This window comes from Nostoc sp. KVJ20, from assembly GCF_001712795.1.
Lineage (GTDB): Bacteria > Cyanobacteriota > Cyanobacteriia > Cyanobacteriales > Nostocaceae > Nostoc.
On record NZ_KV757543.1, the window covers coordinates 1 to 15,532 of the forward strand.

The 15,532-nt window shown below is 42.0% G+C and carries 17 protein-coding genes and 1 pseudogene; 6 read left to right on the forward strand and 12 right to left on the reverse strand.

Annotated features, from left to right (window positions below):
* Nucleotides 1-186: 186 nt before the first annotated feature.
* The 3 genes from A4S05_RS41250 to A4S05_RS01405 all read right to left on the reverse strand — a co-directional run bounded on the left by A4S05_RS41250 (nucleotide 187) and on the right by A4S05_RS01405 (nucleotide 2,815).
* Nucleotides 187-342 (reverse strand): hypothetical protein, encoded by a 156-nt coding sequence (locus A4S05_RS41250; protein WP_176726886.1) that lies wholly within the window; start codon nucleotides 340-342, stop codon nucleotides 187-189.
* 65 nt (nucleotides 343-407) lie between these two features.
* Nucleotides 408-638: a DUF1816 domain-containing protein gene (locus tag A4S05_RS38450; RefSeq protein WP_370684381.1), complete on the reverse strand. Its 231-nt coding sequence runs from the start codon at nucleotides 636-638 to the stop codon at nucleotides 408-410.
* Nucleotides 639-964: 326 nt separating this feature from the next.
* Nucleotides 965-2,815, reverse strand: coding sequence for a protelomerase family protein (locus A4S05_RS01405; protein ID WP_069068054.1), 1,851 nt, complete (start codon nucleotides 2,813-2,815; stop codon nucleotides 965-967).
* Nucleotides 2,816-3,006: 191 nt separating this feature from the next.
* On the opposite strand from A4S05_RS01405, the gene A4S05_RS41255 reads away from it, so the two are divergent.
* Nucleotides 3,007-3,168, forward strand: coding sequence for a hypothetical protein (locus tag A4S05_RS41255; protein ID WP_176726887.1), 162 nt, complete (start codon nucleotides 3,007-3,009; stop codon nucleotides 3,166-3,168).
* 37 nt (nucleotides 3,169-3,205) lie between these two features.
* Here A4S05_RS41255 and A4S05_RS01410 read toward each other — a convergent pair whose 3' ends face one another.
* The 9 genes and pseudogenes from A4S05_RS01410 to A4S05_RS01450 form a co-directional block, all read right to left on the reverse strand.
* Entirely contained in the window at nucleotides 3,206-3,712 is a 507-nt protein-coding gene (locus tag A4S05_RS01410) for a GIY-YIG nuclease family protein (RefSeq protein ID WP_256090778.1), read from the reverse strand.
* Between the two features lie 4 nt (nucleotides 3,713-3,716).
* Entirely contained in the window at nucleotides 3,717-4,772 is a 1,056-nt protein-coding gene (locus A4S05_RS01415) for a hypothetical protein (RefSeq protein ID WP_069068055.1), read from the reverse strand.
* Between the two features lie 23 nt (nucleotides 4,773-4,795).
* A pseudogene (locus A4S05_RS38455) lies at nucleotides 4,796-6,106 on the reverse strand (IS701 family transposase).
* 30 nt (nucleotides 6,107-6,136) lie between these two features.
* On the reverse strand, nucleotides 6,137-7,282 hold the full coding sequence (locus A4S05_RS01425; RefSeq protein WP_069068057.1) for a hypothetical protein: 1,146 nt from the start codon (nucleotides 7,280-7,282) through the stop codon (nucleotides 6,137-6,139).
* A complete protein-coding gene (locus A4S05_RS01430) occupies nucleotides 7,279-7,947 on the reverse strand; it encodes a hypothetical protein (RefSeq protein WP_069068058.1) in 669 nt (222 codons plus the stop codon). Before A4S05_RS01430 ends, A4S05_RS01425 begins: the two co-directional genes overlap by 4 nt.
* Nucleotides 7,940-8,185, reverse strand: coding sequence for a hypothetical protein (locus tag A4S05_RS01435; RefSeq protein WP_069068059.1), 246 nt, complete (start codon nucleotides 8,183-8,185; stop codon nucleotides 7,940-7,942). The genes A4S05_RS01430 and A4S05_RS01435 overlap by 8 nt, the downstream gene beginning before the upstream one ends.
* 53 nt (nucleotides 8,186-8,238) lie before the next feature.
* On the reverse strand, nucleotides 8,239-8,475 hold the full coding sequence (locus A4S05_RS01440) for a hypothetical protein (protein WP_242064953.1): 237 nt from the start codon (nucleotides 8,473-8,475) through the stop codon (nucleotides 8,239-8,241).
* Nucleotides 8,476-8,542: 67 nt separating this feature from the next.
* Nucleotides 8,543-9,223, reverse strand: a complete 681-nt coding sequence (locus A4S05_RS01445) for a hypothetical protein (protein WP_069068060.1) — start codon at nucleotides 9,221-9,223, stop codon at nucleotides 8,543-8,545.
* Nucleotides 9,224-9,226: 3 nt separating this feature from the next.
* Nucleotides 9,227-9,595 carry a hypothetical protein gene (locus A4S05_RS01450; protein WP_069068061.1) on the reverse strand — a complete coding sequence of 123 codons (369 nt, stop codon included), beginning with the start codon at nucleotides 9,593-9,595 and terminating at the stop codon, nucleotides 9,227-9,229.
* Between the two features lie 247 nt (nucleotides 9,596-9,842).
* Between A4S05_RS01450 and A4S05_RS01455 the strand changes: the two genes are divergently transcribed.
* From A4S05_RS01455 to A4S05_RS01475, 5 genes are all read left to right on the forward strand, one after another.
* Complete coding sequence (locus A4S05_RS01455) at nucleotides 9,843-10,040, forward strand: ribbon-helix-helix domain-containing protein (protein ID WP_084226939.1); 198 nt, start codon at nucleotides 9,843-9,845, stop codon at nucleotides 10,038-10,040.
* Complete coding sequence (locus A4S05_RS01460; RefSeq protein WP_084226940.1) at nucleotides 10,037-10,291, forward strand: hypothetical protein; 255 nt, start codon at nucleotides 10,037-10,039, stop codon at nucleotides 10,289-10,291. The genes A4S05_RS01455 and A4S05_RS01460 overlap by 4 nt, the downstream gene beginning before the upstream one ends.
* Nucleotides 10,288-10,596 carry a hypothetical protein gene (locus A4S05_RS01465; RefSeq protein WP_069068063.1) on the forward strand — a complete coding sequence of 103 codons (309 nt, stop codon included), beginning with the start codon at nucleotides 10,288-10,290 and terminating at the stop codon, nucleotides 10,594-10,596. The genes A4S05_RS01460 and A4S05_RS01465 overlap by 4 nt, the downstream gene beginning before the upstream one ends.
* A 376-nt stretch (nucleotides 10,597-10,972) precedes the next feature.
* Nucleotides 10,973-11,305, forward strand: coding sequence for a hypothetical protein (locus A4S05_RS01470; RefSeq protein ID WP_069068064.1), 333 nt, complete (start codon nucleotides 10,973-10,975; stop codon nucleotides 11,303-11,305).
* Nucleotides 11,302-15,150: a plasmid replication protein, CyRepA1 family gene (locus A4S05_RS01475; RefSeq protein WP_069068065.1), complete on the forward strand. Its 3,849-nt coding sequence runs from the start codon at nucleotides 11,302-11,304 to the stop codon at nucleotides 15,148-15,150. The genes A4S05_RS01470 and A4S05_RS01475 overlap by 4 nt, the downstream gene beginning before the upstream one ends.
* Nucleotides 15,151-15,532: the final 382 nt, after the last annotated feature.

Genomic DNA, 15,532 nt, shown 5'->3' on the forward strand with positions numbered 1-15,532 from the left:
GAGTGAATTAATTTTTGAGCCAGATAAGATTTATGAGTTTGCACAGATCGACAATTTTCGAGTGTCCTGGCGATTGAAATACGTAGAAACAGTTTTCAACCCAGTCAATAAAGAAATACGTTTACATTTTTATAAGCTAGAAGGTATTGAGTGAGGTCGAGGGGAAGATAATACTTCCCCTCGACCTCACTCAATACCTTCTAGCTTATAAAAATGTAAACGTATTTCTTTATTGACTGGGTTGAAAACTGTTTCTACGTATTTCAATCGCCAGGACACTCGAAAATTGTCGATCTGTGCAAACTCATAAATCTTATCTGGCTCAAAAATTAATTCACTCATGATAACTCTGATACAGTTTACAGTTCATTTTCGGCTGACGAAAATCCTCAAGGCCCTATTGTTACTTAGCTCACTTGTTCATCAAAAATCGTCAATACATCAGGATGGCAGCGTTTAACGACGACTTTTATCCCCAAGGCTCCCTCGCTTTTAAGGTCATCAACGTATCCGGGGCAGGCAGCTTTCGCTTCAACAAAACTTTGAAAAGGCCCAAAATAGTAGATGCAGTCAGGGCATTGGGTGGTAACTTCTGCCCAGTAATCACTCTTCAGTCCTTGGATAAATCTTCGAAGCAAAAATTTGATTCTGTTAAACACAAAGGAAAAGGTGAGAAGAATAGTTGCTATTAAACAGCATGACTATTGCTGTGATAGCTATCCTCTGCCGAAAGGATGAGGATATATAAAGTCAAATCACCACTTACTTCTAGTCGAGTAACAAAGAATAAATTGAGAAATTTCTAGATTCTACGAACGCTAATGTACAGCTGATTATTTCGTGAGCGGGTTTAACCTACTCGGTATCACCGTGGTCGGGTAGCAGGACTATATCGCTATAATCTTATTTCCCGACATCCACTTAAAAGCATCTACAGTCAAGTATTCAGCCGACTAACGCCGTTTTAGTTTCTCCCTGCCTTAAAGCCTTCTCCACTAAGAAATTCTTCATTTATCAGCAACAGAATTTTATCTGTGTCCTTGCCTTTGTTGGCATAGCTGGCAGGGTTACTAGGGTCTTTCTTGTTTTCCATGCCGAACTTAGCATTATGGCTAATTACTTCATCTTTGTGCTGCTCAATCCAATCGCGTACCAGCAAACCGTTACAGCCTGATAAATCTCTAAGTGCTTGGTTAGTAATTGCGAGGCGATCTGAGTCCCCAGTTGCCACAGTATCGTTATACAAACAGATAGCCTGATAAGACCTACGAATTTTTTCTACAGCTGCTAACGTTGCTTTACTTCCCCAGACCTCAGCATCGGTTTTGGCTTGCCAGTCAATCTCTTCTTTGATGGGTGCAACCTTGGCAGGTGTGGCAGTAGTAGCAGGTGCTATTGCTCCCCCGTGAGTTACCTTGTTCACTACCTCAATAACTTTTTTCTCTAGCCAAGAATCTAACTCGGTAACATTGAGAGTAACTGTTTGGGGCTGCTGTGCTGTGGTTTCCATTACTGCTTTCTCCTGTTGTAGTTGTTTGTTGGCTATATCTAATTGGTTATTGACTTGCTCTAACTGGTTATTGCTTTGCCGTAACTCTTTAACTTCCGCCTCTAGTTGGGCAGTTACGCGCTGTGCTTCTTGCAGAAGCTTTGCAACGTCAACACGATTTTTGTGGTGTTCAATTAAGCGGCTAACTACTGATTGCTGGTTGGGTAATTGCCATTCACCCTGTAATTCCTTGAGATATTCAAAATCAGCAGGAATAGCGCGAATTTGAAATAATTTTTCTTTCTCTGGTGCATCTGGAAACCCTACAGGCTTTGTTGTGTAATAGTCGGCATAGCCCAAGGTGGTTACAAGATTTTGTAAATCTCGGTCGGTGGGTGACTCTTTAACAAAGTGACCAGCACTCCGGGCAGCATGGAGCATTTTAGAACCTGTTGAACCCTGGCAATCCCTCTCTGTAGCCAGCGCTAAATATGCAGCCCGGAGCGCTTTGCAGTTGTCTTGTTCTTCCCCGTGTCGGAAATTTAGAATCGGTGCTTTATCTCCCTTATCCCCAAAGTACGCACGCACAACCCGGTTAAGTGAACCGTTGCGGCGGCTGTCAATGGCGCGGTTTTGTGCTGCTACATCTGTAGGATTTTCGTTAGCCACCTCTGTTAAAAGTGCTTTAGTTGATGGTTCTTTTCTTAGCCAGTTCAACCGCTCGATGACGTAACTAGCAGGGTAAAGGGTAGCGATCGCAAATACTGGCTGATCTCCCCGTTTCTTCCCTTGGCCAGTGAACATTACCTGATAGCTTTGACCCTCAACAGCCGCAAACTTGGCACGAGCGAGAATTTCATGGGGACGGCGGCCAGTGGCAGCAATTAACCCTACTGCTACCTCATGGAGGTCTTGGGATTCTAGCAATTTACCCGTTACCTCTAAATATTCGTCTGGGCTAATTTCCTGACCATTGTCTAGGCGTAAGCTTACCCGTGTGGTTTCGTTGCGTTCTTCCCAGTCTTTCTTATCCAGACCACACAGCAATAAAACATAGTGCTTCAACTCATAACCTGTTACATTGCCGTTGGCATCATGCTTGGGTACAGAATCAGCGTTTTTCCCTTGCTCTAATGGGAGTGACTTGAATTTTTTATAGAAGCCAGCCCGACTCAGCACAGTGCCTAAGCTTTTAATGCTGTAGTTAGTGTTGGTATTTATCCACTCGTTGAACTTCTCACAGTGTGGCTTGATCTCTTCAAGGCTTTGCAAATCTTTGACCGTAACAAAGAGTTGATCTACTTGTTCCTGAACTGCTTTAGACATCTGACTGACTCCCCTTTATTTCTAAGCTGTTATTAATTTAACTAACAAGTTATTTGATGTCAATAACCTGTAAGATATTTTTTAACAGGTTATTGACATCAAATAACTTGTTAGTTAAATTAATAACAGGTTGAAAAAACCACAGAAAAAGCGGGCTACTAACCCGCAGCTTAAAAATAAAAGGTATTCTCATGTTACTCACAATTGCTAAACCTCAACAATTCCAACCTACTAGCGACTACTTTGACGGAGAATTCGACGCGGCGATTGGATTACCACCCAAAAGCCAGGATGGAGACTACTGGCGGGGATATCTCGCCAAGGTAAACGAGACTGGTAACACACCGTTCTAAAACCCAAAGGGAGGCTAACAACCTCCCTTAATTTTGCTTACTTTGTCAATTTCTCTTGTGGCTGTATCACGGAGTTAACTGGTTGATTTGTAAATCTGCCAGCGATCGCACCCACGGACAATAGCCCGATCATGCTGAAAATGATTAGCTTAATTGGCAAGTCGCTAATGCTAAAGACGTGTAGCGATCGCTTCTCAAATTCCCAATTAACCATCATAAATTGCACTGGATTAAAATCAAACCACTCTTGACTTTTGATTAACTCAACATTGCATCGGCTAAATTGTTGATGTAATTCGCCTTCTACATCTGCCATATCCTCTACATAAATAGTCTTGAGAATCTTCACATTGCAAGGTGGTTGATGACGGTGAAAGTTGTCAAGCCTAGCTTCTGGATTGCGAGATAACCCAATTTTGCAACGACGAAGGTAACAGCCAGGGATTAGCCCGTGATAACCCTCTGCTTCCATTAAATAGATAAATCCCGGCTCATGGTCATTTTTAGGCTGATAGATAAGTGTCGTAATATTATCCAAGTCCATATATTTATTTCCAAACTATCTTGTTAGAAACTGTTACTTTTTTGCAGTTCAAACAGTAATATCTTTTATCCTTTCTTATGGTTAAATTTGCGTGGCCACAGTGGGGACAATAAGGCTTTGTGTCCTGAAGGCGGTTACCCCCTATAGTGGAAAATGACGCGGCTGACATCACCATGTCAGTGCTTGCTATGCTTGAGTTTAAAGTATCGCGTGTCAATCTCGTGTAACCCGTGTCAGGGGACTTGGCAACTCTTGCCAGTCGCTTTGTCTCTTCTATCAATGAATAGTTGAAACTAACTTTATCGAGATTAGGTAAAAAATAAAGCTTAGGTGAACGAGAATCGACTACTAAGGCTACTCTCAATAATCTGGCATCGTCGGTAACTAGCTCATTCTTATGTTCGATGTATTCTTCGATAGCGTCTAAATTGCGAGTCAATTTAGCTAGGTTAGACTCGCTGTTTTTGCCCTTTCCGTAGGTATTTAGGTAATGTCTAATTTTGGAAATACCAATGATGATTTCGGTAAAAAGTGACCGATCATCATTGGTAAAACCTGGGATTTGTTTGGTCATCACTGATTGACCCGACACAATCCAGCCGATGTTATTATGACCAAACTGTTTCAGAATCTTCTTGAGGTTTTCCCCTGCCTTGTATGGCTCACTGCAAGAATTCAGCGTGTTATCTAATTCATCCCATGCCCAAATTTGAAAGAAGTTAGCAGCGAATGTGGGGTTTTGAACTCGAAAATTTCCGTCGTCTAGGCAATCATCAAAGGATTTAATCGCGGCTGTTGTGTCGCCATACTTAAGGAAATGCTCTAAAGGATAATTACTATCTTTGAGTGAAGCAACAGCACCGGGGTAAGATACCGTAACCAGAGTATGAGGTACTTTCTCACCCTTGCCAGTATTGCCGCGAGTGCATCCAGCCTTGACAATTTCGCTAATCATTACCGCAGTGGTTGGGGTTTTACCAACGCCCGGATCTGCAATCAGCCGATAGCGGATAGGGTGACTGACTACATAGTTGATAAATTCGTCAGGAGTCCCAACCATCAGCTTAACCCTCTTTTGTCACTCTAGGCAGAAGAAAAATAGAAATAAGGAATATTTAAGTTTTGAAAAATTGAGCAAGTCAGATTATTAACAATCATTTGAAGTTGAAAAAATCCCTCAGATAGCTTAGGGACTGTAAAGACCGCTAACCAAGGTTTAATCAAGTTAAATAGTGTAAATGGCTGAAGTATCAAACGGAGGTTATTCAGAATACTATTCCAACCATTGCCTTGATTCCACCAAGGATGTGATGAAAATCTAGATTCAGATTGTGGTGGTAATTTTAGCAGTTGTTCTCAATGTTGACTAACCAACAGATAAGCACTAAAAACAATTTCCCACCATTTCTCTATTTGTGGATAATGAGTGAGGCGAAAATCAGCAATACTTATTCATTTTTACTTTGTTTTAAACCATATTCTACCCAAGTCCTTAGACCGTAAAAATTACCAACTTCTCTTGGGGTAATTTCTGGATATTTACTCATTACATACCAAGTCGTGTTTTTCGGAAGCTCTTCTTTATCAGTTGTTATTTGCCAATATCTGATATCCGATTTTTTGCCACATATTATCTCTCTAATATATCTATTCTCTGAACTTAAATCCGAGAAAACACGCTTGAATCTTTGCCAATCTGAGTATTTTACTTTTGAGTCTGTAATTCCCCATGCTCTATGGTTTGAGCGAATCGCTACAATAAAATTAAGATTTAATTCATTTAGTACGCTTAAAAAATTTTTACTACTTTCACCATACAAACTATCCGCCAGCACCAGATTGAATCTAAACCCCATTGCTCGCAATTTTCTGATCATTATCCCAGCGATTTCAGGTTTGGTTAAATATTTATCTCCTGGTTGTAATCTTTCCCTCGGTTTATATACTTCAAATATTAGAGGAAATGTCATTCCAGATAAGACTGCATATGCTGTAACCGCCACAATACCGTTATCTGTTTTACCTAAATTTCCAATGTACTGTCTTTTTACATAATCAGTCGTATTTCCTTTTTTCTTATCCCCTGTCTCATCAATAATTAGTATTATTGGGCGACCTTGAAGTATATATAATATTAATTCTAACCTTTGCCTCCTTAATTCTTGTACATCCCAGGGTGATGCTGTTAAAAAATGATGTAATGATTGATGATTATCTAACCCTACAATTTTCGCTATTACAGGCGTGAGTTTTACGTTTTATATCAGAAACACATCCCATGTGTAGGTACTTAAAAGCTTCAAAGCTTCTAACTTCTGGAAAGAGGTTTTGATACAACTGGCAGTATTCGTCCACAAATTTTACTGTGGGTGCAGGTGGGCGAGGCTCAACCATACTCTCTGTCTGGTATTTTTGCGATCGCTCCTAATTATACTTTGTCGAGAGTGATAAAAGAGGGTTAATTTCATCTGTTTTGATGGCTGGGCCCATACGGTAACTGACCACAATACAATCGGTTATTTCCAGCTTGCGAACGCTTGTTATTTTGAATAGCCCTAACTTTTTAGCCAGGGTTTCAGAATGCTTGCTGATAGCCTCTACAATGGCTAAAGTATGCACAGAGCGCGAATACCCATAACCAATGTCTACAACGCCGTCAGGCTTCACCTGGAACCCTTTAACGCTTAAAGCTAGCCTGAGATCACTAAACAAGGTACGCGCTATTTCGTTGGCGATTTTCCCGTTGATATCAAAGCCAAATTCACCATACACGGGTTCTAATAAATCACCTTGCAATTGTTGCTGTAGCTGACCTACACGCTCGTTCAGTAGCTCGATTTGCTCTATATAGTTTTGGCGCTCACTGGTGATCGCTTCCCCAACCTCATCTAAATTTTCGTTGTAGCTACTTGCCAAACTCTTGATAATTTCAGCTTTACTTTGATGCCCGTGGTGTACTTTCTCACCCCAGTTTTGCAACCTTCTGAATAGCTGCATAGCTTCAGAGGTAATAGAATCGTGTTCATGATAAATCTTTTCTAATTCCTGTGACTTGGCAAGTTGAAAGCGTTTGTTAGCCTCCGCTTCTACTTGAGTTTTAAAGTTCAATTCCCATTGCTCAGTCTCACTTTCCAGATATTCAATACGCTGGGTATCTTTTTGAGTCTGTGTAGATAATTGATTTAACTTGGCTTGCAGTTGAGCAATGAGAGCTGTGCTTTCTAGTTTGTTATGACCTAACGAGTTGATGGTATTTCTCGCTTCTTTGAGTTCATCTTTCAAAGATTCTAGCTGGCTAGTAACAGTGGCTAACCTTGACTTGCTCCTTTCAAAATCCCTGATGATTTTATGCAGAGTTTGACCTGCTTGTTCATTCTTACTTTCGGCATGGGTTAATAGTCTTTGTGATTTAGTATCCGCGACTAGATAAGTAATAAAACTTGCTGGCAACGCCCCTATACCAAGCATAGAGATTAGTTTGGCTGTATCGTTGGTAAACCCTCCAGAAGCAAATGCCAAGCCAGTACAGAAGCCAAATACACCAAGTCCTAACCCGTGTATTGCTTTCATTGCTTCACCTCTATATAATCGCCTAACTGTGCCTTAAAGCTTGATAATTTCCCTTGAGACTCAACAGTTTTTAGCCGTGATTCCTCAGCTTTAATGGAGGCTTGCAACAGTTTTTGATTTAGTTCGTCTTTGCTATGAACGGAAATGCTTGTATCGGCAACCGTCTTCACTTGGTTGACATCTAAAACAACTGATTTTTGGGTAGTTACTTCTTTTTGATTAAGGTAATCTAAATAATTCCCTTTGACTTTCTCAATCTCGGTAGCGGCTTGGATGCCAGCACCAAAAGCCTTTGAGTGTTTACCAATTACAGTGAATTTCTCGCGTGTCAGGTCAAGCGCTGCTCCGGTAAGTTTCAATGCCCGTGTAGAACCTTCATAGATTTTCATACCTTTATCTAGCTGGCTTTGGCTTGCCTGCGGAAGAGTTTCAGGAGGATTTAGCGGATCTGAAATATGATACTGATTGGGCTGGAATGGTGGCATCATTCCCGGTACTAAGTCAGGGGTGACAGTTAGTAAGCCAGGAATGCGACTATCTATCGGAATAGTGGCAGATGATGTGGTAGATGTGGAATTAGTGCTAAATGTCGAGTTCTGTTTACGTCCTGCCAACTTTTCTGCTACAGCAATAGCAGCTGCTTTTGTAGTGTTAATTTTAGCCATTGTTCAAAAATTTTCTGGTGTTGACTAGGGATTGATATTTAATTTCCAATTGCCTAAATGCTTTGTCGATTTCGCTAAATTCAAGCGCTAATTCCTCATCTAAATCGTATTTTTTGAGGACAAGATTTAGCTCTGTTTCATCCGTCTTTGCATCCTGAATTTGGCTGTTTAAGTCATCTTGCATGGTAGTATTGACGGGTATCTGATGCTTAAAAGCTCTCAAAACTATTGAGAGCATTAATTCTGGCTTTATCTGCTACCGACTGTGTTCTGTGGAGTTGGCAGCAAGAATTATTCTGTAAAACCTTCAAACTTAGCTACCTCTGAGTCACCAGAAGCAGCCCATTCCAGATAGTTGAAATATTGCTTAACATCACCAAAAGCTACATCACAATCGAAACGCAAACCTTTAAACTGTGGATGCTGGCGGATTTGCCCAAGTAATTCCTGAGCTTGAGCAACTAGCTCTGGTAAGGAATTACCGCTCATATTTACCTCTGATTCAATGCCGGAAATTGTAAAAGTCATGGCGTTAGTACTCTTTCTAATAACCAGTTAACAAAGTCGAGGGGAGATAACAGGATGTTGATCGCTCTCACGCGATTAGCTTTTTTCCCAGTTCGGTGATGATGCCTTCAATTTCTTGGGTCAGGTCAGTTTCATCTGGGGTAACTTCTGGCTTTTGCTGTGCAAGTCCAGCCAAATCTCTAATCGCTCCCAAATATCCTTGCTTTTGGTGTTGCCAGTGCTGATTGATACCCTCTGTTAGTTCCGCATCTCGCACAGCCAAGTTATTTAGAATCAGTTGGTTCTTAACTTGGGCTATAGCGTCTACTGCTGCAATTTCTTCTGATGCTTGTCTAGTTAGCTGGTCAATCAGCGTCAGTTGGGTGTTAGGGTTTGGGGATTGGGTAGGGGCTGTTAGATGTTGCTGTTGCCCTTGTCGGGATAGGGCATTTTGTGGCTGTTCTGTGGCTGGCTCAGATGCTTGCTGTGTTAAATTTTGTGAACTTTCGGACTGTTCCGGTTGTGTAAAATTTTGTGAATTTTCAGGTAACTCTGAGGTGCTAGCCACAACTGGCAATTCTGGCTGAAAGTATGAGGCGATCGCTTCTAAATCTAATTCCGAAACTGCCTTTACAGTGTCGAAATCATCAGGGCGAACATGGCTTAAAGCCAGTCTCAAGCTCTGTTCCGTGGTCATATATCTTAAGCAAGCATCATGAATGCTTACTGTGTCTGCTGTTGGTGCTGTGGTTCTCTTCCGTGTTGCCATGATTTACGCTCCCTTTTGGATTTTTTGGATTTGCTGGAATGCTTGCTGATAGCGGTATCTAGAAAAATCATTCGGGTTTTTGGCGATATAGCCTTTGACGCGATCGCTGCGTCGGAGTTGAGCCATTAATCGCCCTACTCTCCCCAAAACCCATGCTTGATAGGGCGACAAGGGCGACTCGCGATCATGAGTGTTATCGGCTTTTTTGGGGTAGGCATCTCTGAAACTGGGGATTCTCCAGAAGGCTAAATTCTCCCAAGTGACCAAAGTCGAGCGGCTAACACCCAAGACCTCAGCTAAATATGTCTTGGTAGATGGGAAATCAAGGAATGAGTCTATGTCTGTAGAATGTTTGCTCCGTCTAGGTTTCATGGGTTTACTACAGTAATCAATGTGAATCAGATAGTAACTAGCTAGCAATCAGAATAAGTACACATCACAATGTCGCTCTTAATCGCTAAACCCCTTACTCTATAAGTCGTTGGGGTACTCGTAAGACGCTAATTAGTGGCTTGTTGTTGATCGATTGCTTCTTGTGTCATCATACATCTAATGACACAGATTGTGCAACATGTGTTATTCCATTTCTAAATTACAAGACGTATCATGAGGTAGAGTGATGAACACGGATAACACAATGAGTGGAAGAGTGAATGTAGTGCTAACTGATGAGGTCTACGAACTTGTCAAAAACCTTGCAGGGATAGAACGACGCTCTCAAAGTCAGACAGCAGCAATTTTGATTGAAGAAGCTTTAGAGGCACGCAATCTACTACAAAAAAATTCCTTAACTGACAAAGGTAAGGGGGCCGCATGAACGAAACATTAGCAACCCATGACACAGAAAAGCCAGAGATATCGCCAGAAGCACTAGAAACAGCAGAAAATTTTACGACAGCGCTAAATAACTTTAATTGGCGGGCTGACTATTTGAAATTCTGTGAAGTTTTAGGCTTTACACCCGATAGCTATGCTGAGGAGAAATACCAACAATTTCGAGAACTGGTAAGCTACCTGGACTGTTTTGATAAAGAGGCGATCGCCAAGATGATTGAGGCAGGGAAATGACAGATACACCAGAACAACCAAGCCGACTTGACCGTATAGAAAATCTAGCTATCAGAAATACTGAAGCTATAGCTAACCTCACAGTAAAGATTGACAACTTGACTGATAACGTAAATGAGTTAACCAGCAACGTTGACCGAGTTCTTGCTCGTAGCGCGATTTTGGATGATGTGTTACTTGAGTTACGTGATAGCCATGAACAACATCAGCGTAACTTTGAAGAACACCAGCGCACTACTAACGCAGCATTAAATCAGCTTGGCGCAATATTGCTACAGCTAACACGGATTGATCCACAAAACTAGCTCAGGCGATCGCAATGGTGGGAGTGGATTATGAAGAGATTTCCTTAAGGAAAGCGATCGCCTTATCAATAATTCGTATTTTTGAGGACTACACAAAAGATATAAAATTTTTATCAATTTCTCTAAAATTCACAGAATAAATAGCAAAAAAAATGCTAGCTACACAGCCTTCAGCTTTTTGAGTGCGATCGCAAGGATTAACCAACGGTAAGCACAAGCACACACGCCCAAAGAAACGTTTATCAGACGTTTCAGCCCAAGACAATGCAACAAGCAAGTCTAACGAATTTATATATTCTTCTAGCTTACCGACTAATCCCTACAATCTGCAAATTTAAAAGTTAAGGGGCTGTCCAAACCAACAAAGGACAACCCAATGAATAAACCCCTCACTTCTGACAGACAGGGGTTTGCGAATGAAAAGCCTAGTATTCTAACGCAAACTTTCCCCAACAATCAAGAATCTCGAATTTCGGAATTATCAAACCATATAAGCGATCGCCGAACTAGCACCAAATATTTAAAAGCGGGTTGCTGTGACGTTGCTCTAAGACCATGCCCCGACCCGGATGAGTTACTGCGATCGCCTAACCTCAACTTAGAGGAGTCCTTTTACTTACAGCGATTAGTCAAGCTTGGCTGGTTTAGTAGTCAGGTGGCCGCCGTACTTCTCCAAATTGAAGCCAAGGTTGGAGGGGTGGCAGTATGAATCACAAAGGATTCGGCAAGATAGCCTCACCCCAAAAATCACTAAATCAAGAACTAAGGCAGGTTTTCAGAAAATTCAACAAGCGAGGTAAGCTCAGAAGTACCCCTTGGGCTTTGCATGAAATCTCAAGACTTGAGTCCAGAGATGGAAAAGTCCATCGAGTTGTTGTAGTCTCCAGCCAAAATGACATAGTGCAAGGCGATGCCTGCTCTGAGCGTAGCCATCACCATGATAGTGAAATTCAAGCACTGAGTAATTATCAAGGATTCAAAGAGCCATCCGCACCTTATACTTTGCCAGCCAGAGAAGATTTTGAAGCAAGCCACTGGCAAGAGTGGGGGGAGAGTGCAATTGACAGTGAGATAGCGGCACTTAACTTCAAATCGCTGTCAGGGAATGCCGCTTTTGATTACTTGCTCTACTCCGATAAAATCAGCCGCCGTAACGATGGGCGGTTACGCGATGGGGATATGCGGCGATATGCTCACCTCTCTAATGGTGGGTGGTGGTGTAGTGGAATAAATATTATCACCGGTGAAGATTCCCTTTGGGGATGCTTCAAGCCCAACACGCCAAGAATAGATGAGGGTAACAGCAGGGCAATTAAGTATGAGCATCCCCCCAAAGTTGACACAGAAATTTTTGCCTTACGGATTCCCGCCCGGATCTGGGAATTAATCGGTCGCCGCTACGATGTGGCACTACTAGAGAATTACCAAAGTTTACCTTTTGGTGATTTTTGGCGATGGGTGAGAGAGAATACCCAAATTCCCGTTATCATCTGCGAGGGTGCTAAAAAAGCAGCTGCAATCTTATCTTGTGGTTACGTTGCGATCGGCATACCAGGGGTGTGGGGAGGCCGTCGCCAACCAAAGGATGAATACGGCGAAAATAACGGCGCACCATACCTGATCCCACAGTTAGCCGCTTATGCTCAATCAGGCAGGCGAATTTATTTCTGTTTCGATGCCGATGTGAAGCGCACCACGGTTAGAAGCGTGAATGGTGCGATCGCTAAAACTGCCAAGCTTTTATCTTTGCGTGGCTGTGAAGTCCGAGTAATGGGGTGGCATCTGGCATTAGGCAAAGGGATTGATGATGTACTAGCCGCTTACGGCCGCGACCAATTTGATACTATTTACTGCGATGCCCTGAAATTGGATGAATGGAATACCAAGCAACTAAGACGGCTCACATACACCCCAGATTTGAGCTTAAATCAGCGTTACTTGGGTGAGTTGGCTATTCCTTTGGGTAAGCAGCTAATAGGTTTGAAATCGCCAAAGAACACGGGAAAAACTCACTTACTCCAGTGGCTAACTGACCCGATAATTCGCGCTGGTGAGAGGAGAGTGTTAGTAATTACCCATCGGGTGCAACTGGCAACCCAGCTTGTAAAAAAACTGGGATTACCTTTCATTACCGAAGTGAAGCAGACTGAGCAAGGCTCACATTTCGGAATGGGGTTAGTAATTGATAGCTTACATCCAAAAAGCCAAGCCAAATTTAACCCTGATGAGTGGAAAGGGTGCTGGTTGATTTTGGATGAAATCATGCAGCTAATCTGGCATTTGTTGAGCAGTTCGACTTGTCAGACCGATCGCGTAGCCATCATCAAAAATTTCAAACGCCTGCTACAAAATGTTGTTAATTATGGTGGGAAAATCTTCATTGCCGATGCTGACTTAAACGATATTGGTATTGACTTTATCAAAGGGCTGATCGGGCAAGAGATTGACACTTTTCTCGTGGAAAATACATTTCAGTTTGTAGAGCCTTGGCAGGTAAATTTAGTACAGGGTAATAATCCAGCACAATTAGTAAAAATCCTTACCCAAAAACTAGAGAATGGGGATAAGTGCTTTGTTGCTTTGTCTGGACAACGGGCTAGTTCTAAATGGGGTTCTCGCAATTTGGAGGCGTACTATAAAAAACTGCTACCACACCTGAGAATTTTACGAATTGATTCTAAAAGTACAACTACTCTTGGTCATCCGGCTTTTGGCTGTACAGATGATTTAAATGAAGTAATTAAAAACTATGACCTCGTTCTAACTACCTCGACCATTGAGACTGGGGTATCAATTGAAGAAAAGCATTTTGATTATGTTTTTGGGATTTTTCAAGGCGTACAAACTACCGATGGTGTTAGACAGCATTTATCACGTTATCGCCCTCCAGTCCCCCGTTATATCTGGCTTAATCCAGTAGGCATCAATAGGGTAGGCAATGGCTCCAATAGTGTCAAGGCATTACTAGCAGGTGAGTACATCAAGAATAAAGCCAATATTAAAAAGCTCGTTGATTTAGGATTTGAGGAATCGATAGAAGGCAATTTTGAGAGCATTTGCATTAATACTTGGGCGAAGTTAGGGGCAATCATCAATGATGGGATGAATAGCTATGAATCGCAAATTATTAGTGATTTGAAATCTGAGGGACATATCATCTGTGTAGTCAGCGCAGATGAATTACCCGAACCCGCAGAAGTAGAGACTACTAAGCAAGAAATTTACAACAACTGCAAATCAGAATATGCAGGACACTGTGAGAATGTAACTGCATCTGAAAGCATTACAGATGAACAGTTTTTGAAACTAGATAAACAAAATTGCAAAACTGAGTCCGAACAGTTAAAACACAGAAAAGGTGAGATTGAAAGGCGTTATAACGTGACCGTTACTCCCGAATTAATAGAGAAAGATGATCAAAACTGGTATTCTATAATTCGACTAGATTACTACCTTGGCGTGGGTAGGGAATTTATACCGGATAGAGAAATAAACGTCATGTCTACCGCTTTAAAAAATGGCGGTGGAGATTATTTTATTCCCGATACTAATAAAAGCTTTATTGGGAAAAAAATTGATGCTTTAGACTGGATTGGGTACAAAGAGCTTCGAGAAACGGACGGATTGAGCAACAATCACCCATTAGCACAAGCAGTATTTGAGAAAGCAAAAACTCATCAGTCCGATTTGAGCTTAATTCTTGGCGCTAAGAGTAATATGTTTGCAAAGCTAAATACTCCCATGCAAGTCTGTCAAAAACTAGCATCTCTTACTGGGTATAAATTCCCCCGATTGCGGCGAGAGGGAACACGAGGCAACCAAGTCTGGATTTACGGTGTCGCCGCGCCAGACTTCCAAAAAGATGATGAGGGGAATCTGGTTTTGGTCGATGGTCGCGCTGTTCCCGTTAGCGATCGCCGAGAGGAAGTTTTCACGGCATGGGTAGAGCGCGATATCCTAGCCAGAGAAAAAGCCGCCAAAGCAAAACTAGAGGCCCTTGCACTTGCAACAATTCCCAATTGCCAATTGTCAGCAGTTACAGAAACCGAAATTAATACGCTGACTACATTACAAGAGCAGTACGCAAAGCAGAAAACACAGACGCTAACAGAAGAAGTCGAGTCAATGGTCATCACTCATAACTCAGGAAATCAGGCGATGGCTACGCCCAGAGCAGGCATCTCGGTTGAGTTACCAGTTGAAAATCAGCAACCAAGAGAAGCGGTAATTGAAAAACTACTAAAAATTTCTAACTGGGGAGAAGTTGCGGTGAGCCAAGCCGAGATTAATGAAGTTTGGCCCCTACTTTCAGAAAACCAGCGTTCGCATCTGTGGGAACTTCATCAAAAATATCAGCAGCAATTGTCTTTAGAGGAATTGGCACAGCAGGCCATCGCTACACAAGCTGAAATTAAGGAAACGGGTTTTGGTTCCCACTTCCGAAGCTATGTTTTGAAAGCTGTTAGAGGGGGAATAGCGATCGCTCGGAAATGCTGGGGCGACAAGCAAGAATGCTCAATACCTTTAAATCAACTATTGCTAGCCACTGGTTAGAGTTTGTGTACCTGGTCAATTTTCAGAACACCAAACAATCATGACAAAAACAAAAATATCATATTTAGCAACCCCTGAAGAGGTAGCGGAGTATTGGCAAGTCCTTTTGCAGACTTTCTGATGGATTAGACCAGATAAAAAACAGTTGAAATCCATCACAGATGTAACCAGAGCGGTTGAGGAGTGATTAGTCAGTGCGATCGCCGTCGCTGTGTGGTATCGAAATAATCCGCACTATGCATTATATAGTTGTGATACTGTACCTGTGTTCAATCATACGCAATTAATCCCGAACAAAATTTTTCTAGTTTACTGGGATTAAGCCCTTGGTGACTAACCTACTTTTCATCCCCTCGTGTTTTTGATCAAGTCTAAGGGCATG